The following is a 22,612-nucleotide window of genomic DNA, read 5'->3' on the forward strand; positions in this document are numbered from 1 at the left end:
ATTTCCAAGCGCACCAACACTCTTTGGAGACTGTCATGTTTGGACTATCACTTTCCACCTTGCCTTTCCTGAACAACGGATCCGACAAGAACGACGCTCCGGTTGTACTCACCTACGATCAGGTCGAGGAAATCGGCCGCGAATTGGATGCGATTCGAGATCGCACGGTCGCATCGCTCGGTGCCGAAGACCGTGAGTACATATATCGGATCATCAAGGCGCAACGGGGTTTCGAGGTTGCCGGCCGAGGCCTGATGTACTTGGGCTTCCTGCCACCGGTGTGGCTCGCGGCGGTTGGCGCGCTGAGTATCTCGAAGATCCTCGACAACATGGAGATCGGGCACAACGTCATGCATGGTCAGTACGACTGGATGCGTGAACCCGGCCTCAATTCCGAAGTGTTCGAATGGGATACGGTGTGCCCGGCGGACCAGTGGCGTCACTCGCACAACTACATGCATCACACGTACACAAATATCCTGGGCAAAGATCGGGATATCGGATACGGCATTCTGCGCATCGACCCAGCCCAGAAGTGGAATCCATACTACCTCGGTAATCCGGTGTGGGCGTTTGCGCTGATGATGCTCTTCGAGTGGGGCGTCATGATGCACGATCTCGAGATCGAGAATGTGCTCGCCGGAAAGCGGAAATGGTACGACGTCAAACCCCTTCTCAAAGGCTGGTGGAAGAAGGCGGGCAAGCAGGTCCTCAAGGACTACGTCATCTTCCCAGCTCTCACCGGACCGCTGTTCGTCACGACTCTGGCCGGAAACGTCACCGCCAATCTCGTGCGGAACGTGTGGACGTACTCGATCATCTTCTGTGGCCATTTCCCCACCGGCGTACAGAGTTTCACCGAGGACGAGACGGCCGACGAGACTCGGGGACAGTGGTATGTCCGTCAGATGCTCGGCAGTGCAAACATTCAGGGCAGTCCGTTGTTCCACATCATGTCCGGCAACCTGTCCCACCAGATCGAGCATCATCTGTTCCCGGACCTGCCGGCACACCGATACCCGCAGATTGCGCCCGAGGTCGAGGCGCTGTGTGCGCAATACGGTTTGCCGTACAACACGGGTGGCTTCTGGAAGCAGATCGGATCGGTATGGGGCAAGATCTTCAAGTTTGCTCTGCCGCCTGGAATGATCAAGTCACAGAGTCTCACCGGTGTTATCGTCGAACGCCAGAGAACCGTAGCCTGAGAGGCGCACATGTGATGGTCGGGAAATTTGAACGTCGCAAGGACACCGTCCAGGAATTGACGGAATCGGCTGCGACGCACGTCGGATCCATTGCGATGATTATCGCTGGTGCCGTCCGCGACGTGACGCGGGAAATTGGAGACTGGGTATCCGACGGTATCGAAATGCGTGAGGCGGCAAAGAAAGCCGCCGCTGACGACGAAACCGATCTGCCAACCTAACTTATCCGTCAACAAAAAGGACGCCCCCACATGCGTGGAGGCGTCCTTTCCCGGTTAAACGGTACTTCTTAGATGACGCCCAACGAGATCATGGCGTCGGCGACCTTGACGAAGCCGGCGATGTTCGCGCCGTGCACGTAGTCGCCGGGCTTGCCGTACTCCGCAGCAGTGTTGATGGTGCGGCTGTGGATGCCACGCATGATGCGGGCGAGACGTTCGTCGGTGTACTCGAAGCTCCAGGAATCGCGTGACGCGTTCTGCTGCATTTCGAGAGCCGAGGTGGCAACGCCACCGGCGTTGGCTGCCTTACCCGGAGCGAACGCGACGTTGGAGTCGCGGAAGAGTGCGATGCCGCCGGGGGTGGTGGGCATGTTCGCGCCTTCGGCAACAGCCTGAACGCCGTTGGCGATCAAGGTCTTTGCTGCGTCTTCGTCGAGCTCGTTCTGGGTTGCGCAGGGGAGTGCAACGTCGCACGGCACGTCCCAGATGGAGCCGCCGGCGATGAACTGTGCGTGCGGAACTGCGTCGGCGTACTCGCTGATGCGGCCGCGGCGAACTTCCTTGATCTCCTTGAGGAGGTCCAGGTCGATGCCCTTCTTGTCCACGATGTACCCCGAGGAGTCGGAGCAAGCGATGGCGACGCCGCCGAGCTTGTGGATCTTCTGGATCGCGTAGATGGCAACGTTGCCGGATCCGGAGATCACAACGTTCTTGCCTTCGAGGTCTTCGCCCTTGGCCTTGAGCATTTCGGCGACGAAGTACGCAACGCCGTAGCCGGTGGCTTCGGTGCGAACCTGAGATCCGCCCCAGGTGATGCCCTTGCCGGTGAGAACGCCGGACTCGTAGGTGTTGGTCAGTCGCTTGTACTGGCCGAACAGGTAACCGATCTCGCGGCCACCGACTCCGATGTCGCCGGCGGGAACGTCGGTGTATTCACCGATGTGGCGCTGCAGTTCCGTCATGAAGGACTGACAGAAACGCATGACCTCTGCGTCGGTACGGCCCTTGGGATCGAAGTCCGATCCGCCCTTGCCGCCGCCGATGGGCAGGCCGGTGAGGGAGTTCTTGAAGATCTGCTCGAAGCCGAGGAACTTCACGATGCCCAGGTTGACACTGGGGTGGAACCGCAGGCCGCCCTTGTACGGGCCGAGCGCGCTGTTGTACTGGACGCGGAAGCCGCGGTTGACGTGAACGTTGCCGTTGTCGTCGGTCCACGGCACGCGGAAGATGATCTGGCGTTCCGGCTCGCAGAGGCGCTCGATCAGTCCGGCGTCGGCGTAGCGCGGGTGGCGCTCGAGTACGACGTGGAGGGATTCGAAAACTTCAGCTGCAGCCTGGTGGAACTCCGGCTCACCTGCATTGCGAACCAACACCTGATCATAAATCTGCGCTACGCGGTCACGTACGGACACCGCTCACCTACCTGACATTGTGAGTACTTTTTTACATTTCCGTTACATAGTAGGCGTCTTTGATGCCCAATCCGGCATCCGTTGGGCGAAGGTGAAATCCGCCACACCGCATTTCGCCTGGAAATCAAGTGACCGTTTTATAACGATTTGCTCTTCTTTCACTCTGTTAACACTGCGCTGGTGGTTTGCTGGCGGAGCGAATAAATAGACAGAGGGGATGCATGTGCGCTCGAAACGGTCGTTGTCAGCGTTGTTGTCCATAGGTGTAGTCACGATTGCGGCAACCATCGCGTCGGCCCCAGCGGCATCCGCCGTAGGTGGACCGTGTTGGGGAGGCGGTACCGGTTCGCTGGGTTCGCTGACGGGTTCGATGTCTGGCTCCCTGTCAGGCTCTGCAGGCACGGGATCACTGGTCAATTCGCTGCCCTGGATCACAGGCGCTCCGAACGGCGCATTGCCCGTCTTGACCGGCCGAACCAAGGCGATAGAGATGGTGACCGGGCCGGGTAGCCCGAACGACACGATCGACCGGTTCAACGTTTCGGGTACAGACCTCGGAATCATGTGGGACAACGGGCTTTCCGGAGCCGACCACAATGTGCTGATGGCATTCGGTGACACTGTCGGCGACTGCGAGATCGAAGGCGACGACTGGCGCAGCAACGTGCTGTTCCGCAGCAGCAATACCGACTTCCAGGACGGGCTACGGATCGACAGTTCGCCCAAGGACCTTCCGAATCACTCCAAGGAGATCATCCCCGGATTCGGTATCCCGTTCGAGTTCACGACGATCCCGACGGCGGGCATCTCGTACGGCGGTGTGCAGTACATCCGGTTCATGTCCGTTCGAACGTGGGACGAGCCGGGCGCCTGGACTACCAACTACTCGGCGCTGGCGTACTCGACGGACAACGGCGAGAACTGGGACATCGACCCTGCGACGGTCCGCGCAAATACTCCCGGCCTCGATATTCCGGGAATCCCGGCGGTGTCCTCGATCAACGAGAACTTTCAGCAGAGCGCGTTCCTCGACGGCGGCGACGGCTATATCTACGAGTACGGAACACCGTCCGGACGCTTCGGTAAGGCAGTGTTGGCGCGCGTCCCGGGTCTCGAAATCCGAAATCCTCTTGCATACACGTACTGGGACGGTTCGGGTTGGAGCGTGAACTCCGACGATGCGGTGCAGGTCATCAAGGCTCCGGTCAGTGAACTCGCGGTGCAGTGGAACGACTATCTGGACAAGTATGTCGCTATGTACACCAGCGCTGATGGCAGCCTGGTTATCCGGCAGGCCGATCATCCCGAGGGGCCGTGGAGTGGCACGCAGACCCTTCTGAGTGGATACACCTTGCCGAGCCTGTACGGCGGGTTCATGCACCCGTGGACCTCTCGAACCGGCAACACGCTCGAGTTTGTGGCGACAACGTGGGATCGCTACAACGTGATCTATATGCAGACAGACCTGACGGGCATGAAGATGTCGTCGTCGGATTCGCGTGACCGTCCGGACCCCGCGACAACCGGTGAAGCTGAACTCCTCGAGATGAGATTGCCGGCAGAATAGAAATATGGCCTGCAACCGGAATTCGGTTGCAGGCCATATTCTTTGTCGTCAGAGGATGTAGAGCATTTCCTGATACGTCGGGAGCGGCCAGTGGTCGTCCGCAACCATGGTTTCCAGGAGATCCGCAGCGGTGCGAACATCCGCCATGGCCGGCATCAATGCCTCCTGCGCATGAGTGGCAGCTTCGAGCGGCGAGCCGTGGGGAATTTCCTTGATCGCTGCGCGCAAGGAGGCAAGCGCTGCCCGAAGAGCGGTTACCGGTTCGGAAACCTCGGTCAGCGGCGCGGAATCCGGTTCCATACCCGCAGCCTTCAATGCAACGAAGTTCTGCGCGATCTCGGTCTGATGGCGGACCGCGGCGGGGAGGATCAGCGTCGTGCCGATTTCAGCCGCAAGGCGTGCCTCGACGCCGATGCTCAGCGCGTACTGCTCTAGACCGACTTCGTAGCGGCTGTGCATCTCTCGGTGGTTGAAGACGTTGTACTTGTCGAAGAGTTCCAAAGCAGACTCGGAGATGAGCTCGGGCAAAGCGTCCAACGTGGTCCGCAGGTTGGGAAGTCCGCGTGCCTCTGCCTCGATCTGCCAGTTCTCCGAGTAGCCGTCACCGTTGAAGACGACGGCGCCGTGGTTGGTGATGATGTCGGTCAGCAGGTTCTGGACAGCGGTGTCGAAATCGGCCCCGTCGGCAACTGCCGTTTCGAGTTCGGTTGCCATGTAGTCGAGAGCCTCGGCCATGATCGTGTTGATCGTGACCATCGGACCGTTGACCGTCTGCATGGAACCCGGGGCGCGGAACTCGAACCTGTTGCCGGTGAAGGCAAATGGGCTTGTCCGGTTGCGGTCGCCGGGATCAGTGGGGAGAACGGGGAGCGTGTCGGCACCGATCATCATGGTGCCCTTGTCCTTCGACGACGTCGCAGCGCCCTTCGCGATCTGCTCGAACACGTCGGCAAGTTGGTCGCCGAGGAAGATCGAGATGATCGCGGGCGGAGCCTCGTTGGCGCCGAGACGGTGATCGTTGGTAGCCGACGCCACCGAAGCGCGCAGGAGTCCGGCGTACTTGTGGACGGCGCGGATCACAGCGGCACAGAACACCAGGAACTGAGCATTGTCGTGCGGATTATCGCCTGGGACAAGCAAACTGCCGAGCTCCGAGTTGCCCAGCGAGAAGTTGACGTGCTTGCCGGAGCCGTTGACGCCGTCGAACGGCTTCTCGTGGAACAAGCACTCCATGCCGTGCTTCTTGGCGACGGTCTTGAACGTGGTCATCAAAAGCTGCTGATGATCGGCGGCGATGTTGCCGCGCTCGAACATCGGCGCGATCTCGAACTGGCCGGGAGCAACCTCGTTGTGGCGGGTCTTTGCGGGAATGCCGAGCTTGAACAGTTCACGTTCGGTATCCATCATGAAGCCGAGCACGCGCTCGGGGATGGCGCCGAAGTAGTGGTCGTCGAACTCCTGGCCCTTGGGCGGCTTGGTGCCGAAGAGTGTGCGGCCAGCATTGAGCAGGTCGGGGCGGGCGAGGAAGAAGTGCCGATCGATCAGGAAGTACTCCTGCTCGGGGCCGCAGAAGGACACAATCTGCTCGGGTTCGGTATGGCCGAACAGCTTGAGGATGCGTTCGGCATGCAGGCCCATTACCTGCTGTGACCGCAGAAGCGGAGTCTTGTGGTCGAGCGCTTCGCCGGTCATCGACACGAAAACCGTAGGGATGCAGAGCGTATTGCCGTTGGGGTTCTCGAGAACGTAGGCCGGGCTGGTGACGTCCCAGCCCGTGTAACCGCGAGCCTCGAAGGTATTGCGCAGACCGCCGTTGGGGAAGCTCGACGCATCCGGCTCACCCTGGATGAGCGTCTTGCCCGCGAACTCGGCGAGCGCCGATCCGTCGCCCACCGGCTCGAAGAAGCTGTCGTGCTTCTCGGCCGTGAGACCGGTCAAGGGGTAGAAGACGTGCGCGTAGTGGGTGGCGCCCTTCTCGAGCGCCCAGTCCTTCATGGCCGATGCGACGGCGTCTGCAACTGCCGGGTCCAGAGGCTTGCCCTGTTCGATTGTCGCGATCACGGACTTGTAGATCTGCTTGGGCAGGCGCTTCTGCATCACCACCTTGTTGAACACGTTGGCGCCGAACACTTCACCGGGAGCTTCGTCGCCTGAGAAACTCACAACGGGAGGTGTGTAGGCCTCGACGTCTTTGATCGCTTGCAGGCGAACTGCGTTTCCACTCATCTACGTACCCCTCGCGCGGCCCAGGGCAGCTTGTTGCGACCCGATTGCCGATCACCTTACGAACCTTCTGTATCGGGAATGTTTCCTAGGTATTTCGCCTGCTTGCAAACTTGTCGGTAGGTTCGGGCAGGATTGACGAATGTCAGCGATCAGGGTGTTGGTGGGCAGTACAGTCGAGCCGGAAAATCTTGCGGAGGTCATTGATCTCTACCGCGAACTCGTGCGCGAGACCCGCAAGGAGAATGGCTGCATCAGCTACGAATTGCTTCGGTGCGGCGACAATTCCGGTGAGCTGATGTTGGTGGAGGAATGGGAATCTCAGGCACACCTGGACGCCCACACGCACACCGAGCATTTTGTGCGGCTAGTGGCGGCGCTGGACAATCTCGAGAAGGCCGTCCCGGCACAGATTTATTCAAAAGTGTTGTGACGCAGCTATTCCCATAGGCATCGATTGCTGTTAGAATCGATTGTACGTTCGAACTGGGGGGTTTGATGAGCGACACTGTGGATGCATTGATCGAAAGACATGCGTCCATTGCGCGCGCCCAGTTCCTCGAAATTGATGCCGTCACGTCGCTGTATTTCGAACGCTGCGCCGAGGATGAAAAGGCCGGACGCAATCCTGCGGTTCAGGGCGAATTCGTTCACGTCGAGGTTGCGTTCGTTCTGAGCATCACTGAGTATGCGGCGACGCGAATGATTGCGTTGGGGTGCGATCTGCGCTTGCGGTTGCATCGGGTGTCTGCGGCATTTGCGTCAGGTGAGATTGATCTCGGCAAGGCGACGGCTTGCTCGGATGCGCTGGCCAATGTGTCCGATGATGCACTTGATCTCATTGAACAGCTACTTCTCGACGGCGCAGGCAAATGCAGCAGTAGCCGTCTCAAGGCTCGAGCGCGCAGTCTCATTGCACGCCATGATCCGGAAGGTGCGCGCGCTCGGCGTCGCCGCGCGCAGGAAGATCGTGACGTGCGGATCAGTGCAGGTGTCGACGGTATGTCGACGCTCGACGGTGTGCTGCCGGCAGTTGGTGCTCAGATAGTGGCGGCAAAATTGGCGACGATGTCGCGGCAAGTGTGTGCTCGCGATCCTCGGACCCTGGCGCAACGTCGTGCCGACGCTTTAGTGGCGCTGTCGGAGGGCCGGTCGACCCTCGCCTGTGCGTGCGGCACTGACTGTGGGCGGGATGTGGAGCCGGCATCAGCCCCGTCCCAAGCGACGATTCTGGTGGGCGTCAACGTTTCCACGTTGCTCGGATTTGATGATCTGCCGGCTTTTCTGCACGGCTACGGTGCTATCGACGCCGAGTTGGCGCGGGAAATCGCGGCCGATGGTGTGTGGCGGCAAGTGCTGACGCTCTCGGAGAAAGATCGTCAGATTCTCTGCCAAAACCTCACCGGAGCACCAGGTTTCAAGTCCGGTGGACCAGTGCTCGGAGCAGGCAGGCGGTCGGCTGCGCCCCTCCTCACGCCAGCTGCCGTCGCAGCCCGAAAACGACATCGGGAAGAGCGGACGTATCGACCGTCTGCAGCACTGGCGCAGACGGTCCGGACCCGCGACGGCACGTGCCGGTTCCCGAATTGTGCTGCGCGGGCCGAGAATTGCGATCTCGACCACACGGTGGCGTTCAATCATGCGAATCCTGACCGTGGAGGGCTCACCACCGAGCAGAATCTGGCCTGCGTGTGTCGCAAGCATCATCGGCTCAAGACGCTCGGATATTGGTCGGTGCGGCAGATTGGGGGAGGCGAGCTCGAATGGGTCGCGCCGACTGGTTCTGTTGTCGTGACGAAGCCGCGGGGTGCGTTTTGTGATCCCGATGTGCAGCCCGATGAAGTCGAGAGGTTCCGGCTTACAGAAAGTCATGTGGTCGAGCGATTGTTCCGATGCCATGGCCGTGGTGTCGAGGCAGATCTCGAGTTCCAACTCGACTCCACGGTGGCGGGATGGCGGCGAAAGCGGAGACCGGCTCGTGCTGCGATCCCCGCCCACGTGGTGAACGAGCCGCCACCGTTCTGACCAGAAAGTATGGTGCCCCCGGCAGGATTCGAACCTGCGACCAAGAGATTAGAAGGCTCTTGCTCTATCCCCTGAGCTACGGAGGCGCGGAGACGATATTACCTGCCCGCGCGACGGCGCTCGATCACCCCCGTCTGGAATACGCTCGATAGGAGAAGACACCGAATGGGAGCTGCAGATGCGGGATGTTCTGTCCGAACTGATGAAGGTGTGGCGAGCCGACGGTACGGCAGGTGTCGGAACAGTGGTGCGGACGTTCCGGTCAGCTCCCAGAATGCCGGGCGCGTCGATGCTGGTGGCCCCGGACGGTTCGGTTACCGGCTCGGTCTCCGGTGGGTGCGTTGAAGGTGCTGTCTACGAAACGGCCACGGAGGTAATCCAATCCGGTGTGCCCACACTCGAGAAGTACGGCGTAGCAGACGACGACGCGTTTGCTGTCGGGCTGACGTGCGGCGGCACGATCGAGGTATTTGTCGAATCCGTGTCGAGAGAGACGTTCGGCAGTCTCGAGAGTGTGGCCGCCGATGTCGACGAGCATCGACCGGTAGCGGTGGCAACCGTCATTGCTCATCCTGATCCGCTGTGGGTGGGCCGCCGGTTGGTGGTGCGGCCGGACACAACGGACGGGTCGATCGGGTCGGCGCGCGTGGATTCGGCGGTGACCGACGACGCTCGTGGACTGTTGGCGGCAGGACGCACGGAGGTGCTGACGTACGGGCCGGACGGTGAGCGTCGGGGAGAGGGGATGCGGGTTTTTGTCGCGAGCTACGCGCCCCGCGCCCGGATGCTGGTTTTCGGCGCCATCGATTTTGCTGCCGCAGTTGCCAAGCAAGGTTCGTTTCTCGGGTACCGAGTGACGGTGTGTGACGCCCGCGAGGTTTTTGCGACGCCGTCACGGTTTCCGACGGCTGATGAAGTGGTGATCGACTGGCCGCATCGGTACCTGGCAGCGCAGGCGGAGGCCGGGGCAATCGACTCACGCACCGTGATCTGCGTATTGACCCACGATCCGAAGTTCGACGTGCCACTGCTCGAGGTCGCGCTCCGGCTGCCGGAAGTCGGGTTTGTCGGCGCGATGGGTTCGCGTCGCACGCATCAGGACAGGCGCGAGCGATTGCGTGCGGCGGGTGTCACCGACCATGAGTTGACGAGGCTGGCGAGTCCGATCGGTTTGGACCTCGGTGCGCGGACGCCGGAGGAAACCGCGGTGTCGATAGCGGCGGAGATCATTGCGCTGAGGTGGGGCGGTGAGGGTAAGCCGCTGAGCGGGTTGGAGGGTCCCATTCACCGCAGTTCAGGTGAATTGGAGACTCGCTGACCTGGGGAATTGTGGGGCCGCCCGTAGCCCCCTTGACTCGCTGTGATGCTCGGCAGAAGCTGAGATAACAGTCGAATGTGGGGTGCATCACATGCAGGTTCCTGGGTCGTTCGAGTACGAGCGGGCAACCGGTATCGACGACGCCATCGGATTGCTGGAGCGACTGGGCAATCAGGCGCGCGTTGTTGCGGGCGGACACAGCCTGCTTCCGATGATGAAACTGAGACTGGCAAACCCCGGGTATCTGATCGATATCAACGACTTGGCCGAGGAACTTGGCTACATTGCTGTTGAGGATGGACACGTTCGGATCGGCGCGATGGCCCGCCATCGGCAGCTACTCGAATCCGACGAACTTGCCGACGCCTTCCCGATCTTTCGGGACGCGGAAAAAGTGATCGCCGATCCGGTGGTGCGAAACCGCGGAACCATCGGCGGCTCGTTGTGTCAGGCCGACCCGGCGGAAGACCTCAGCACGGTGTGCTCGGTGTTGGAGGCGACGTGCGTCGTACGTGGTCCTTCGGGAACCCGCGACATTCCGATGGCGGAATTTCATGTCGGCCCCTATGAGACTGCCCTGAATGCCAACGAGATTCTGGTCGAGATTCGGATTGCGCGTCGGGCTCACAGCTCGAGCGCCTATGCGAAGGTGGAACGGCGGGTGGGGGATTGGGCGATCACCGCTGCTGGTACATCCGTGTGGATGGCAGGCAGTGCGATAGCAGGAGCCCGGCTCGGCCTTACCGCCGTCAATTCCGATCCGCAGGCGCTTGCCGCGATTTCCGAGTATCTGGAGGGGAAAGCGCCGTCGGAAGAGGTCTATCGGCGCGCAGGGGAGATGGCCGAGCAGGCTTGCGAGCCCGTCACCGATCAGCGCGGAAGCGCCGACTACAAACGCCACCTTGCCGGCGAACTTACCGTCCGCACTCTGCGAACCACTGTGGCCAGGATTGGGGAAGATTGATATGCGGGTAACGATGACGGTCAACGGCGAGCCGGTGTCGGAAGACGTGGAACCGCGCATGTTGTTGGTGCATTTCCTGCGAGACCAACTGCAGCTCACAGGAACTCACTGGGGATGCGACACGAGCAATTGCGGGACCTGCGTCGTGACGGTGGACGGCGAACCGGTGAAGTCGTGCACGATGCTCGCGGCTATGGCCGACGGTCACGAGATCGGAACCGTCGAAGGTCTCGAACGCGGCGGCGTGCTCGATCCGATTCAAGAGGGCTTTATGCACTGCCACGGATTGCAATGTGGCTTTTGCACTCCGGGGATGATGATTACCGCGCGAGCACTCCTTGATCGCGATCCCGATCCTGACGAACTGACGATCAGGGAAGCGATTTCCGGTCAAATCTGCCGCTGCACGGGATATACGACGATCGTGCGTTCGGTGCAGTGGGCGGCGGCGCATCCGGTAGGAGGTGCGTGATGACCACCGTGGACTCGGCTCCCGAGCTCGAGGTCAACGACGGAAAGCCGTGCGGGCACGGGCGAATGCTCCGAAAGGAGGACCCCCGCTTCATTCGGGGTCAGGGCCACTATCTCGACGACGTGCAACTGCCCGGCATGCTGCATCTGGCAATTCTGCGGGCTCCGGTGGCACATGCACGACTGGTGAGCATCGATACCACTGCGGCGCAGGAACATCCGAAGGTGAAAGCAGTGGTGACCGGAGCAGACCTGGCCGCACAGGGTCTGGCCTGGATGCCGACGCTGTCGAGCGACGTGCAAGCGGTGCTGGTCACCGACAAGGTGCGCTTTCAAGGGCAGGAGGTCGCATTTGTGGTGGCCGAGGATCGGTACTCGGCGCGCGACGCCTTGGAGTTGATCGAGGTCGAGTACGACATCCTCGATCCGGTGATCGACGCGCGTACCGCATTGTCGCCGGACGCCCCGGTGATCCGCACGGACCTCGACGGCAAGACGGACAACCACTGCTTCGACTGGGAGACCGGTGACAAAGCTGCCACCGACGCGGTGTTTGCCGCAGCCGATGTTGTGACAAAACAGGAGATCGTCTACCCGCGCGTGCATCCGGCTCCGATGGAAACCTGTGGTGCAGTGGCCGATTACGACCGTGTCTCCGGGAAACTGACATTGTGGTCGACCAGTCAGGCCCCACACGCGCACCGCACTCTCTACGCTCTGGTGGCAGGTTTACCCGAGCACAAGATCCGCGTGATCTCCCCGGATATCGGGGGCGGGTTCGGAAACAAGGTACCGATCTATCCGGGGTACGTGTGCGCGATAGTCGCTTCACTCGTGACCGGGAAACCGGTCAAGTGGATGGAAGACCGCAGCGAAAACCTCACCAGCACAGGCTTTGCCCGCGACTACATCATGCTGGGGGAAATTGCGGCCACCAAGGAAGGCAAGATCCAGGCCATCCGCACGCATGTGCTGGCCGACCACGGCGCCTTCAACGGGACGGCGGCACCCACCAAGTATCCGGCCGGGTTCTTCGGCGTCTTCACCGGCAGCTACGACCTCGACGCCGCATACTGCGCGATGACGGCCGTGTACACGAACAAAGCACCGGGCGGAGTGGCCTACGCGTGTTCCTTCCGGATCACCGAGGCGGTGTACTTGGTGGAGCGTCTGGTGGACTGCCTTGCCTTCGACCTGGACATGGACCCTGCGGAACTGCGATTGAAGAACCTGTTGAAGCCGGATCAGTTCCCGTACACGAGCAAGACCGGCTGGAAATACGACTCGGGCGACTACGCAACAACCATGCGCAAAGCGATGGACATGATCGGCTACGACGCCTTGCGACGCGAGCAAGCCGAGAAGCATTCACGCGGCGAGCTGATGGGCATCGGTATGTCCTTCTTCACCGAGGCAGTCGGCGCGGGGCCGCGCAAGAACATGGACATCCTCGGACTCGGTATGGCCGACGGTTGTGAATTGCGAATACACCCGACCGGCAAAGCGGTGGTAAGGATCTCGGTTCAGACACAGGGGCAGGGACACGAAACGACCTTCGCTCAGATCGTGGCCGAAGAGCTGGGGATTCCGCCGGACGATATCGACGTGGTGCACGGCGATACCGACAACACGCCATTTGGGCTGGGCACCTACGGCAGCCGATCAACGCCGGTATCCGGTGCCGCCGCTGCGCTGGTGGCACGCAAAGTACGAGACAAGGCCAAGATCATCGCGTCGGGGATGCTCGAGGTGTCCGTCGCGGACCTCGAATGGGAGAAGGGGTCCTTTCATGTGAAAGGCGATCCTTCGGCGTCGGTCAGCATCGCGGATATCGCGATGCGGGCACACGGTGCCGGTGATCTGCCCGAGGGGATCGAAGGCGGCCTCGAAGCCCAAATCTGTTACAACCCGGAGAATCTGACCTATCCGTATGGTGCTTACTTCTGTGTGGTCGACATCGATCCGGGAACGGCGCAGGTCACTGTTCGCAGATTCCTGGCGGTGGACGACTGCGGAACCCGAATCAATCCCATGATCATCGAGGGGCAGGTGCACGGCGGTATCGTCGACGGTATCGGCATGGCGTTGATGGAGATCATCAGCTTCGACGAGGACGGCAACTGCCTCGGCGGTTCGCTCATGGACTACCTCATTCCGACAGCGATGGAAGTGCCCAACCTCGAAACCGGATTCACGGTGACGCCATCGCCGCATCATCCGATCGGCGCCAAGGGTATTGGCGAGAGCGCAACCGTCGGCTCGCCACCCGCCGTTGTGAATGCGGTGGTTGACGCCTTGAAGCCGTTCGGGATTCGACATGCAGACATGCCGTTGACGCCGTCGCGGGTGTGGGAGGCGATGCAGGGTCGAGGTAGACCCCCGATCTGAGAAACCCGATCCGAGAAAGGTTGCGGCGATGAACGGCACCACTCACGACGTGCGTGTGCGCGCCGAGCAATTGATCGGTGAGCGCCGTCCTTTTGTGACCGCGACTGTTGTCCGGGCTCAGCAACCCACGTCGGCGCATCCCGGGGATACGGCAATTGTATTCTCGGATGGAACGATCGAAGGATTTGTCGGCGGACAGTGTGCCCAGAATTCGGTGCGCGAAGCAGCCAGAGGAGCGTTGGACAGCGGTGAAAGTGTGCTGCTGCGAGTACTTCCCGATGGAGCGCCGACATTTCCGAAGACCAGCGGCGCGGATGTGGTGGTCAATCCGTGTCTGTCCGGTGGCGCGATGGAAATTTTCTTGGAACCCACTCTGCCGGCACATGTGCTGTCGCTGTACGGCGATACCCCTATTGCGGATGCGGTGGTCGAGTTCGCTCGCGTGCTTGACCTCGATGTTGTGCGAGTGTCTGCCGCGGAAGCTGTGACGCCGGATGCAACAGCTGTGATCATCGCAAGCCTCGGCGGCGAGGAGGCGCTGACGATTCGCGCCGCGCTCGACGCCGGAGTGCAGTACATCGGCCTGGTCGCGAGTCGAGTGCGGGGCGCTGCGGTGCTCGAACAACTGGAGTTGACGGATTCGGAGCGGGCGAGAGTTCACACTCCGGTCGGGATGTACATCGGCGCCAAAACGCCAGCAGAGATAGCACTTTCCATAGTTGTCGACGTGGTCCGAGCTATCCGTCTCGATGGTGTGAGCGCCGAGCACCGCGAGTACACAACCGGGACAACGGCAGTCGATCCCATCTGTGGGATGACGGTCACCGTCACTGCTGACACTCCGCACCTCGAGGAAGACGGCGTCGACGTGTGGTTCTGCTCGCCAGGCTGTCGGCATAAGTACGAGAAGACATGAGCGGCGAATTCACCGATGTCGCGGAGTTGATCCGCCGCTTCGACACACATGACTGTCTCTTGGATACTGGCACGGCAACAGCGCTGTATCTTGCTCTGGAACTGGGGCGGCCACTGCTGCTGGAAGGTGAGCCGGGGGTGGGGAAGACAACCGCGGCAAAGGCTTTGGCGCTCTCGCTCGATGCGCCGTTGATTCGATTGCAGTGCTACGAGGGCCTCAGTGCGGGCGAAGCTCTCTACGACTGGAACTATCAGCGTCAGCTACTGGCGATCAAACTGTCCGAGGCACGTGGCGATGCGCTCGACGAAGCTGACCTGTTTACCGAGGAGTTCCTTCAGGAACGCCCCATTCTGCGGTGTGTGCGTCACCGTGGGCCGGCCGCTCCCGTACTACTCATCGACGAAATCGACCGCGCGGACGACGAATTCGAGGCGCTGCTCCTCGAGTTCCTGGGTGAATCCTCCGTCACGGTTCCTGAATTGGGTACGTTCACGGCGCTGCACCATCCGGTGGTGGTGTTGACGTCGAACCGCAGCCGCGACCTCCATGACGCGCTCCGGCGGCGTTGCCTCTACCACTGGATCGACTACCCCGAACCGGAGCGTGCGGTCGCGATCGTGCGACGCATGGTGCCGTCGGCGAATTCGGCGCTGATCGAGCATGCCACCGCATTTGTCGGACAGATCCGGGGAGCCGATCTTGACAAGGCGCCGGGCATCGCCGAAACCGTCGACTGGGTATCGGCACTCGTGACCTTGGGGGTAGCCGATCTGGTTCGGGAGGACGTGATTGTCAGCTTGGGTGCATTGGCAAAAACTCCGGACGATCGCGCGGTACTGCGCGGCGAGTTGATGAAAGGGCCACCATGAAGATCGCACACGAATTCACCGTCACCGCACCCGTCGAGCAGGCGTGGACAACCCTGACCGACCTCGAAGGAATCGCGCCCCTGCTACCGGGAGCGCAGATGACCGGACGGGAGGGAGACGATTTCCTGGGCACCGTGACCGTCAAAGTGGGGCCGGTACTCAGCGAGTTCGCCGGCCGCGCAACATTCGTGGAGAGGGATGAAGAAACACACAAAGCCGTGATCAATGCCCGTGGCCGTGACAAACGCGGATCCGGAAATGCGAGCGCCACCATCACGGCGCAGCTACATCCCGAAGGCGCACAGACGCGAGTGAGTGTGGATACCGATGTGAAGATCGTCGGAAAACTGGCGCAGTTCGGCAGTTCCATGATCACGCAGGTATCGGAGAAGTTGATGGGGGAGTTTGCGGAATCCTTGGAAGAAAAACTTGCCGGACCGGCAGAGGCTACAGAAACAGAAGCTACGGAAACGCTGGTCGCTGAACCTCGGACAGTCGAACCCCTCGACCTTGTCGAACTCGCCGGCGGGTCTGTCGCGAAACGTGCCGTGCCATTACTTGTTGCGGTGGCCGCGGCGATCGTCGTGTTCGTACTGCTGCGTCGCCGAAGCAGATGATTCCCAGTGCGAGCGCCACATTATTGCGCGGTGTGGATGTTGCAGCCTTCGCCACCGCCTTGGTCGAGGTCTTGCGTCGGCACGGTGTTGGAGTCTCGGCCGTCGGGGCCGCCAACTTCAGTGAAGCCTTGCATGTTCAATCGCCGCGCACCCGGACTCAGCTGTACTGGACCGCGCGGATCACACTGATCAACCGTCAGGAAGACCTCGAGGTCTTCGACGCGAAGTTCGCGCGAGTTTTTGTGGGCGCGACTCTGGGCTTGGACCCCATTGCGCGCCGGACGGGCAGCGATCGCGCAGCCGGTGACGCCCCTCGCGCTGTGGCTGGTGCTTCTGGCGGCGGGGACATCATCGACGTGCCGTGGATCGGGCGTGCGACGTCGAGTGGGCGAGAAGCCGGACCGGATCAGGTTCGGCCGGGTCTGCTACTCCCGAGCGCGCTCGCCGGAAAATCCGAGGAGCCTTTTGCGCAGTTGAGCCCGAGAGATCTTGCGCTCCTCGGGCAGTGGCTCGAACAAGCCGAACCGGACTGGCCGAGGCGCCGTCGCAGAAAGCGAAGACTGGGCCGGCGCGGAACCATCGACCTTCGAGCAAGCATGAGCACCGCGAGGCGCACCGGTTTCGAATTTGTACGCCTGGCCCGCGCCCGCCCACAGCAGCGGCCCCGCACGATTGTGGTGCTGTGTGACGTCAGTCGCTCGATGCATGGATACGCGGACATGTATCTGCATCTGATGAGAGTCGCCGCCCGGCGCGGCGACGCCGAAGTCTTTGCCTTCTCGACCACGCTGACCCGGCTGACTCCGATCCTGGCGCATCGCAGCGCCGACGCGGCCATCGCCGAAGCCAATACCCGAGTTGTCGACCGGTACGGCGGCACCCACATCGGAACGTCCATCGCGTCACTGCTCGCCTCGCATCACGGACATACCCTGCGAGGCGCAGTTGTCATCATCGCCTCCGACGGCTGGGACAGCGACGAACCCGACGTCCTCTCCCGCGCTATGGCCCGAGTACGGCGACGCGCCCATCGAGTCGTCTGGCTCAATCCCCGCGCCGGTGGGACCGGGTTCGAACCCCTGACCGGTTCCATGGCAGCGGCCTTGCCCTACTGCGACACCGTGCTCCCGGCAGACCGACTGACCGCTCTGCGGGCCCTGTTCACCGCCGTCTCCGACGCACAGTAGTAGGTGGATTGTCGTCGGGGATCCCCGACGTCCTACCCTGGTAGCTATGGCTACACCCGACCTTGCGCAGACTGATTCCCCTCCACAAACAGGCGTCCGCGCTTCTTCGACCGCAATCTTCGTGGTCTGTGGACTGATTGCCGGGATGGTCGCAGCTCTCGTCGTCGGGTTTTCCGCGTCTCAAGCGTTGACTCTGCTCGGCATTCCCGATCCCGGCGCAATCACGACATACGGGCTCCCCGCAGTTCGCGCTGTCGCCGAGGTTGCCGCGGTCATCGCGATCGGCTCGCTGCTGTTGGCGGCGTTTTTCGTGCCGCCGCAGAAGTCCGGTGTACTCGACGTCGACGGCTATCGGGCTGTCCGGACGGCATCGCACGCCGCGATCGTGTGGGCGGCATGTTCGCTGGTGCTGATTCCGCTGACGCTCTCCGATACGTCGGGTCAGCCGTTCTCCGAAGCGATCAAACCGGCAAACCTGTGGTCAGGACTCGATCAGGTGGAAATCGCCGGTGCCTGGCGGTGGACGGCCGTCATCGCGGTGGTCCTCGCCATTCTGGCTCGTCTGACGTTGCGCTGGTGGTGGACGCCGCTGCTACTGGTGGTCGGCCTGCTCGGACTCATGCCCCTCGCACTCACCGGGCACTCGTCGTCGGGCGGCTCGCACGACATTGCTACCAACAGCCTGATCCTGCACCTCGTTGCGGCGTCGCTGTGGGCCGGTGGATTGTTTGCGCTCCTGGCACATGCTCGCCGCGGCGGTGACCACACGGACGTCGCTGCCCAGCGCTTTTCGACTGTCGCCACCATTTGTTTTGTCGTCATGGGTTTCAGTGGCGTCATCAACGCGATTGTTCGTCTCCCGCTCGACGATCTGTTCACCACGACGTACGGCCGCCTGATTGTCGCGAAGATCGTTGCGCTGATCGTCCTCGGATTCTTCGGCTGGCTGCAGCGCAGTCGAGCGTTGCCTGCGCTCGCCGAGAACCCGAACTCCCGTTCGGCGTTGATCCGCTTTGCCGGCGGCGAAGGCATCATCTTTGCCGCCACCATCGGGTTGGCGATCGGGCTCGGCCGCACGCCGCCGCCTCCGCCGTCGAGCATCCCGACGATTCCCGAGGTCGAACTCGGCTACAACCTGCCGGACCCGCCGTCGTTCGTGGCGTTCGTGACCGAATGGCGTTTCGATTTGATGTTCGGCACTGCCGCGATCGTGGCTGCGGTCCTGTATTTCCTCGGCCTGCGCAAGCTGTCGAAGCGCGGAGATTCCTGGCCGGTGGGCCGCACGATTTCCTGGATGATCGGATGCGCGGTACTGCTGATCGCGACGTCCTCTGGTGTGGGCAAATACGCGACTGCGGTATTCAGCGTTCACATGGCCGGGCACATGGCACTGTCGATGCTGGCGCCGGTCCTGCTGGTTCTGGGTGCACCCATCACGTTGGCGTTGCGCGCTCTCGAACCCGCAGGCAAGGACGGTGTACCCGGAATCCGTGAGTGGATCCTGGTTGCCCTGCACAGTCCGTTCTCGCGATTTGTCACGCACCCGATCGTGGCCGCGGTCCTCTTTGTCGGCGGCTTCTACGTGCTCTACCTCGGCGGCATCTACGGCGCTACGGTCGATTCTCACAGCGCGCACCTGCTCATGAACCTGCACTTCATTCTCAGCGGCTATCTCTTCTACTGGGTGGCGATCGGTGTGGACCCCTCACCGCGCCAACTCCAACCCGTGACCAAACTGGCCATGGTCTTCGGCTCGCTCCCGTTCCACGCGTTCTTCGGTGTTGCGTTGATGAGCACCACCACGATCATGGGCGGCGAGTTCTTCCGCTCACTGGGCTTGGGCTGGAACGACGATCTTCTCGGCGACCAGAAACTGGGCGGCAGTATCGCCTGGGCGACGGGCGAGATCCCGCTGATGGTGGTCATGCTCGCACTGCTCGTGCAGTGGTCACGCTCCGACCGGAAGACGGCCGTTCGCACGGACCGTGCTGCCGAACGTGATCACGACGCAGACCTGGCTGCGCACAATGCGATGTTCGCCGAACTTGCGAGGCGAGACCGTGAGGGCTGGGCCCCGCGTGAAAAGAAGTCGGAGGACTCCTCGTCAGCGGAGTGACTGCTGATCAATCACGATGTGCGACAACCGCTGCGACGAGGCCGTGAACGGAAGACACCGGTTCGTTGCGTCGAAAAGCCGTCAACGGCGGCCGCAATACGGACGAGGCCGCAAGACATAACAGCAGGCACCGACACCGCCCGGACCACACGGTCCGGGCAGTGCTGCTTTTCCACAGGCACTGTGTTCATCCACAGGTTGATTTCGATTTCGAAGGCACACCGTTTTTCGGTTCAGAATCATCAGGTACCGATGATCGATCGGTGTGTGGCTGAACAGTTTTAGAGGGGGGATCGGAATATGTACGAGACATCTGCAACCGTTGTCGGCACCGTCATCACCAATCCGGTGAAGCGGCAGACCACCAATGGTGAAGAGGTGCTGAGCTTTCGGATGGCCAGCAATGCGCGACGTAAAGATCCGGTAACCGGGGAATGGACCGACGGCGCCACGCTCTATCTGAGTGTCACGTGTTGGCGACGGCTGGTCACCGGCGTCGGAGCATCCATCATGAAGGGCGATCCGGTGATGGCGACGGGGGAGTTGCGCACTAACGAGTACACCACGAAGGAGGGCATCGCTCGCTCCGACCTGGAGATGAGGGCTACCGCGGTGGGACCCGACCTTGCCCGGTGTATCGCAAAGATCGAGCGCCACAGCAAGACCTCGTCGGCGGAGGAGTCAGGCGAATCCGACGCGACTGTGGCGGCGTAGGTCAGACGCGAGTTTTCGGGCAGTCGCGGGGGCGGCCGTGGTCGTGCCCCGCGTCTACTCGTTCGAGCAGTTCGGTGAGAACCACTCGTTCGGATTCGTCGAGGTCGTCGAAGATGTCCGAGGATTCTCGGCGTTGGGCCTGCGCGACCTCGGCTGCGAGGGCGGAGCCGGCATCGGTGAGTTCGAGGAGCACTGCTCGTCGGTCGTTGGGGTCAGGAGTGCGCTTGACCCATCCTGCGGATTCGAGGGAATCCACGACATCTGTTGCGGAGCGGGGAACGATGCGCAGCTTTTCCGCGAGAAAGCCCAATCGGACCGGTTCGCCTACTCGGGTGAGCACTCTCAGAGCGCGACTCTGTGACGGGGAGAGACCGAATGGCTCGAGGGCCGCGACCTGGCGTCGTCGAATGGTTCGCGCCACGGACAACACGACATCGGTGAGTTCGCGCTCTCGGGAATGCATGGCGCCAGTCTAGCGTTGTTGGTGTCAGCCTCATAGTGAGGTAACCTCATCAATATGAAATTAGGGTGAGAAAGCCTCCAGGAGGTAAACGTGAAACCAGATCACATCAGAGATTTCGAAAATTCCGCTGTCGAGACCACTCCGGCGGACCCCGTATCACCGCGACGCGTCCTCGAGCTGTTCACGCCGTATCGGTCGCAGATCGCCATCGTCACCGCGGTCATCACGCTCAGCGCCGTCGTAGCCTTGGGCAGCCCACTGCTCCTGCGCGAAATGCTCGACAAGGCCATCCCGGACAAGGACCTCGGACTGGTCAGCATCCTTGCGATCGGCATGATCGCAATTGCCGTGATCACCAGTTGCCTCGGTGTTGTGCAGACATGGATGTCCAACAGCATCGGCCAGAAACTGATGCACCAACTGCGTGTCCGGGTGTACACGCACCTGCAGAATCAGTCGCTTGGCTTCTTCGCCCGAACCAGGACCGGCGAGGTGCAGTCGCGTATCGCCAACGACATCGGCGGTATGCAATCGGTTGTCACCAACACCGCCACATCGATTGCGCAGAACGCGACCACTGTCGCAGCCACGATCGTTGCGCTCTTCCTGCTCGACTGGCGACTGGCGATCTTCTCGCTCGCGATCCTGCCGGTCTTCATCCGTATCGCCCGCAAGATCGGTAACGAGCGTCGCAAGATCTCCGGCAAGCGCCAGAAGTTGCTCAGCGATCTGTCCGTTCAGGTCGAGGAATCTCTCTCGGTCAGCGGCATTCTGCTGGGAAAGACAACCGGCGCGAAGTCCGCGCTGACCGATCGCTTTGCCGAACGCTCGGCTGAGGTTGCCGACGTCGAACTTCGCGCGATGATGGCCGGTAAGTGGCGCATGGCGTCGATGTCGATCACATTTGCGGCCATGCCGGCACTGGTCTACTGGTTTGCCGGATTCACTCTCGATCACGGCAACACCATCACCGTCGGCACACTGGTCGCGTTCACGACTTTGCAGACTCAGTTGTTCCGGCCCACCATGATGCTGCTCAACACTGGCGTCGAGGTGCAGAGTTCCATGGCACTGTTCAGTCGCGTGTTCGAGTACCTGGATCTGCCGATCGACATCGCGGATCCGGAAGAGTCGAAGGAGTTCGACGTGTCGGCAGTGTCGGGAGAACTGCGATTCGATCACGTCGACTTCTCGTACCCGGGAACCGAAAGCAAGACTCTCGACAACATCGATCTGACGGTCCCGGCCGGCGGAACCTTGGCACTTGTCGGTTCCACCGGTTCCGGCAAGACCACTCTCGGATACCTGGCAGCACGTCTGTACGACCCGACGGCCGGGTCCGTGACGATCGACGGTATCGATCTGCGTGACCTCGATCTGTCGACCGTGTCGGATCTGGTCGGCGTCGTATCGCAGGAGACATATCTGTTCCACACGACGATCCGCGAGAATCTGCGGTTCGCAAAGCCGGATGCAACCGACGACGAAATCGAGCAAGCTGCACGGATCGCCCAGATTCACGAGTTCATCTCCGGTCTGGATGACGGTTACGACACCATGGTCGGTGAGCGTGGTTACCGATTCTCCGGTGGTGAGAAGCAACGCATCGCCATAGCGCGGACCGTGCTGCGGAATCCGCCGATCCTGGTACTCGACGAAGCGACGAGTGCGCTGGACAACCGCACCGAGCGTGCGCTGCAGGACGCACTCGACGAACTGATGGTCGGACGCACCACATTGGTTGTCGCGCACAGGCTTTCCACGGTCCGCGACGCGGATCTGATAGCTGTTCTGGATCAGGGTGTTGTGGTGGAGAAGGGCACGCACGACGAACTGGTGCAACAAGGCGGACGGTACGCGCAGCTTCTGGCAGCTTCGTCCAGCGAAGCCCTGGAACTGCCGACCGAACTGCAGAGCGTGTGAACCCGCCGACGCA

19 protein-coding genes and 1 tRNA gene are annotated in these 22,612 nt (G+C 61.5%); 16 read left to right on the top strand and 4 right to left on the bottom strand.

Going from position 1 to position 22,612, the window contains the following annotated elements:
- Nucleotides 1-35: 35 nt before the first annotated feature.
- Together FFI94_RS09880 and FFI94_RS09885 are read left to right on the top strand one after the other, a co-directional pair.
- Entirely contained in the window at nt 36-1,205 is a 1,170-nt protein-coding gene (locus FFI94_RS09880) for an acyl-CoA desaturase (RefSeq protein ID WP_138872802.1), read from the top strand.
- Nucleotides 1,206-1,219: 14 nt separating this feature from the next.
- The gene (locus FFI94_RS09885; protein ID WP_138872803.1) at nt 1,220-1,426 is read left to right on the top strand and encodes a hypothetical protein; all 207 of its coding nucleotides are present in this window, start codon (nt 1,220-1,222) and stop codon (nt 1,424-1,426) included.
- Nucleotides 1,427-1,494: 68 nt separating this feature from the next.
- On the opposite strand, the gene gdhA is transcribed toward FFI94_RS09885, so the two are convergent.
- On the bottom strand, nt 1,495-2,838 hold the full coding sequence (gdhA, locus tag FFI94_RS09890; protein ID WP_033232785.1) for an NADP-specific glutamate dehydrogenase: 1,344 nt from the start codon (nt 2,836-2,838) through the stop codon (nt 1,495-1,497).
- Between the two features lie 217 nt (nt 2,839-3,055).
- Between gdhA and FFI94_RS09895 the strand changes: the two genes are divergently transcribed.
- Complete coding sequence (locus FFI94_RS09895) at nt 3,056-4,405, top strand: DUF4185 domain-containing protein (RefSeq protein ID WP_397495437.1); 1,350 nt, start codon at nt 3,056-3,058, stop codon at nt 4,403-4,405.
- 48 nt (nt 4,406-4,453) lie between these two features.
- Here the strand turns inward: FFI94_RS09895 and FFI94_RS09900 are convergent, their stop codons facing one another.
- Nucleotides 4,454-6,631 carry a glutamine synthetase III gene (locus FFI94_RS09900; RefSeq protein ID WP_138872804.1) on the bottom strand — a complete coding sequence of 726 codons (2,178 nt, stop codon included), beginning with the start codon at nt 6,629-6,631 and terminating at the stop codon, nt 4,454-4,456.
- Between the two features lie 139 nt (nt 6,632-6,770).
- On the opposite strand from FFI94_RS09900, the gene FFI94_RS09905 reads away from it, so the two are divergent.
- Entirely contained in the window at nt 6,771-7,061 is a 291-nt protein-coding gene (locus tag FFI94_RS09905; protein ID WP_138872805.1) for a putative quinol monooxygenase, read from the top strand.
- Between the two features lie 65 nt (nt 7,062-7,126).
- A complete protein-coding gene (locus FFI94_RS09910; RefSeq protein ID WP_138872806.1) occupies nt 7,127-8,653 on the top strand; it encodes an HNH endonuclease signature motif containing protein in 1,527 nt (508 codons plus the stop codon).
- Between the two features lie 10 nt (nt 8,654-8,663).
- Here the strand turns inward: FFI94_RS09910 and FFI94_RS09915 are convergent.
- Nucleotides 8,664-8,739 (bottom strand) — tRNA-Arg (locus FFI94_RS09915).
- Between the two features lie 92 nt (nt 8,740-8,831).
- On the opposite strand from FFI94_RS09915, the gene FFI94_RS09920 reads away from it, so the two are divergent.
- The 10 genes from FFI94_RS09920 to FFI94_RS09965 all read left to right on the top strand — a co-directional run bounded on the left by FFI94_RS09920 (nt 8,832) and on the right by FFI94_RS09965 (nt 20,213).
- Complete coding sequence (locus FFI94_RS09920; protein ID WP_138872807.1) at nt 8,832-9,971, top strand: XdhC/CoxI family protein; 1,140 nt, start codon at nt 8,832-8,834, stop codon at nt 9,969-9,971.
- A 91-nt stretch (nt 9,972-10,062) separates the two neighbouring features.
- On the top strand, nt 10,063-10,935 hold the full coding sequence (locus tag FFI94_RS09925) for a xanthine dehydrogenase family protein subunit M (protein ID WP_138872808.1): 873 nt from the start codon (nt 10,063-10,065) through the stop codon (nt 10,933-10,935).
- A 1-nt stretch (nt 10,936) separates the two neighbouring features.
- Nucleotides 10,937-11,407: a (2Fe-2S)-binding protein gene (locus FFI94_RS09930; protein ID WP_138873703.1), complete on the top strand. Its 471-nt coding sequence runs from the start codon at nt 10,937-10,939 to the stop codon at nt 11,405-11,407.
- A complete protein-coding gene (locus FFI94_RS09935) occupies nt 11,407-13,794 on the top strand; it encodes an aerobic carbon-monoxide dehydrogenase large subunit (RefSeq protein ID WP_138872809.1) in 2,388 nt (795 codons plus the stop codon). The genes FFI94_RS09930 and FFI94_RS09935 overlap by 1 nt, the downstream gene beginning before the upstream one ends.
- 28 nt (nt 13,795-13,822) lie before the next feature.
- Nucleotides 13,823-14,710 carry an XdhC family protein gene (locus tag FFI94_RS09940; RefSeq protein WP_138872810.1) on the top strand — a complete coding sequence of 296 codons (888 nt, stop codon included), beginning with the start codon at nt 13,823-13,825 and terminating at the stop codon, nt 14,708-14,710.
- Nucleotides 14,707-15,579, top strand: coding sequence for a MoxR family ATPase (locus FFI94_RS09945; protein ID WP_138872811.1), 873 nt, complete (start codon nt 14,707-14,709; stop codon nt 15,577-15,579). Before FFI94_RS09940 ends, FFI94_RS09945 begins: the two co-directional genes overlap by 4 nt.
- Nucleotides 15,576-16,196: an SRPBCC family protein gene (locus tag FFI94_RS09950; protein WP_138872812.1), complete on the top strand. Its 621-nt coding sequence runs from the start codon at nt 15,576-15,578 to the stop codon at nt 16,194-16,196. The genes FFI94_RS09945 and FFI94_RS09950 overlap by 4 nt, the downstream gene beginning before the upstream one ends.
- Nucleotides 16,193-17,383, top strand: a complete 1,191-nt coding sequence (locus FFI94_RS09955) for a VWA domain-containing protein (RefSeq protein ID WP_138872813.1) — start codon at nt 16,193-16,195, stop codon at nt 17,381-17,383. The genes FFI94_RS09950 and FFI94_RS09955 overlap by 4 nt, the downstream gene beginning before the upstream one ends.
- Nucleotides 17,384-17,429: 46 nt before the next feature.
- Complete coding sequence (locus tag FFI94_RS09960) at nt 17,430-19,499, top strand: cytochrome c oxidase assembly protein (protein WP_138872814.1); 2,070 nt, start codon at nt 17,430-17,432, stop codon at nt 19,497-19,499.
- A gap of 300 nt (nt 19,500-19,799) precedes the next feature.
- Nucleotides 19,800-20,213, top strand: coding sequence for a single-stranded DNA-binding protein (locus tag FFI94_RS09965; protein ID WP_138872815.1), 414 nt, complete (start codon nt 19,800-19,802; stop codon nt 20,211-20,213).
- A 1-nt stretch (nt 20,214) separates the two neighbouring features.
- Here the strand turns inward: FFI94_RS09965 and FFI94_RS09970 are convergent, their stop codons facing one another.
- Nucleotides 20,215-20,676 carry a MarR family winged helix-turn-helix transcriptional regulator gene (locus FFI94_RS09970; protein WP_138872816.1) on the bottom strand — a complete coding sequence of 154 codons (462 nt, stop codon included), beginning with the start codon at nt 20,674-20,676 and terminating at the stop codon, nt 20,215-20,217.
- Nucleotides 20,677-20,766: 90 nt separating this feature from the next.
- Between FFI94_RS09970 and FFI94_RS09975 the strand changes: the two genes are divergently transcribed.
- A complete protein-coding gene (locus FFI94_RS09975) occupies nt 20,767-22,599 on the top strand; it encodes an ABC transporter ATP-binding protein (protein ID WP_185993170.1) in 1,833 nt (610 codons plus the stop codon).
- Nucleotides 22,600-22,612: the final 13 nt, after the last annotated feature.

It is taken from the genome of Rhodococcus sp. KBS0724, assembly GCF_005938745.2.
Taxonomy (GTDB): domain Bacteria; phylum Actinomycetota; class Actinomycetes; order Mycobacteriales; family Mycobacteriaceae; genus Rhodococcus_F.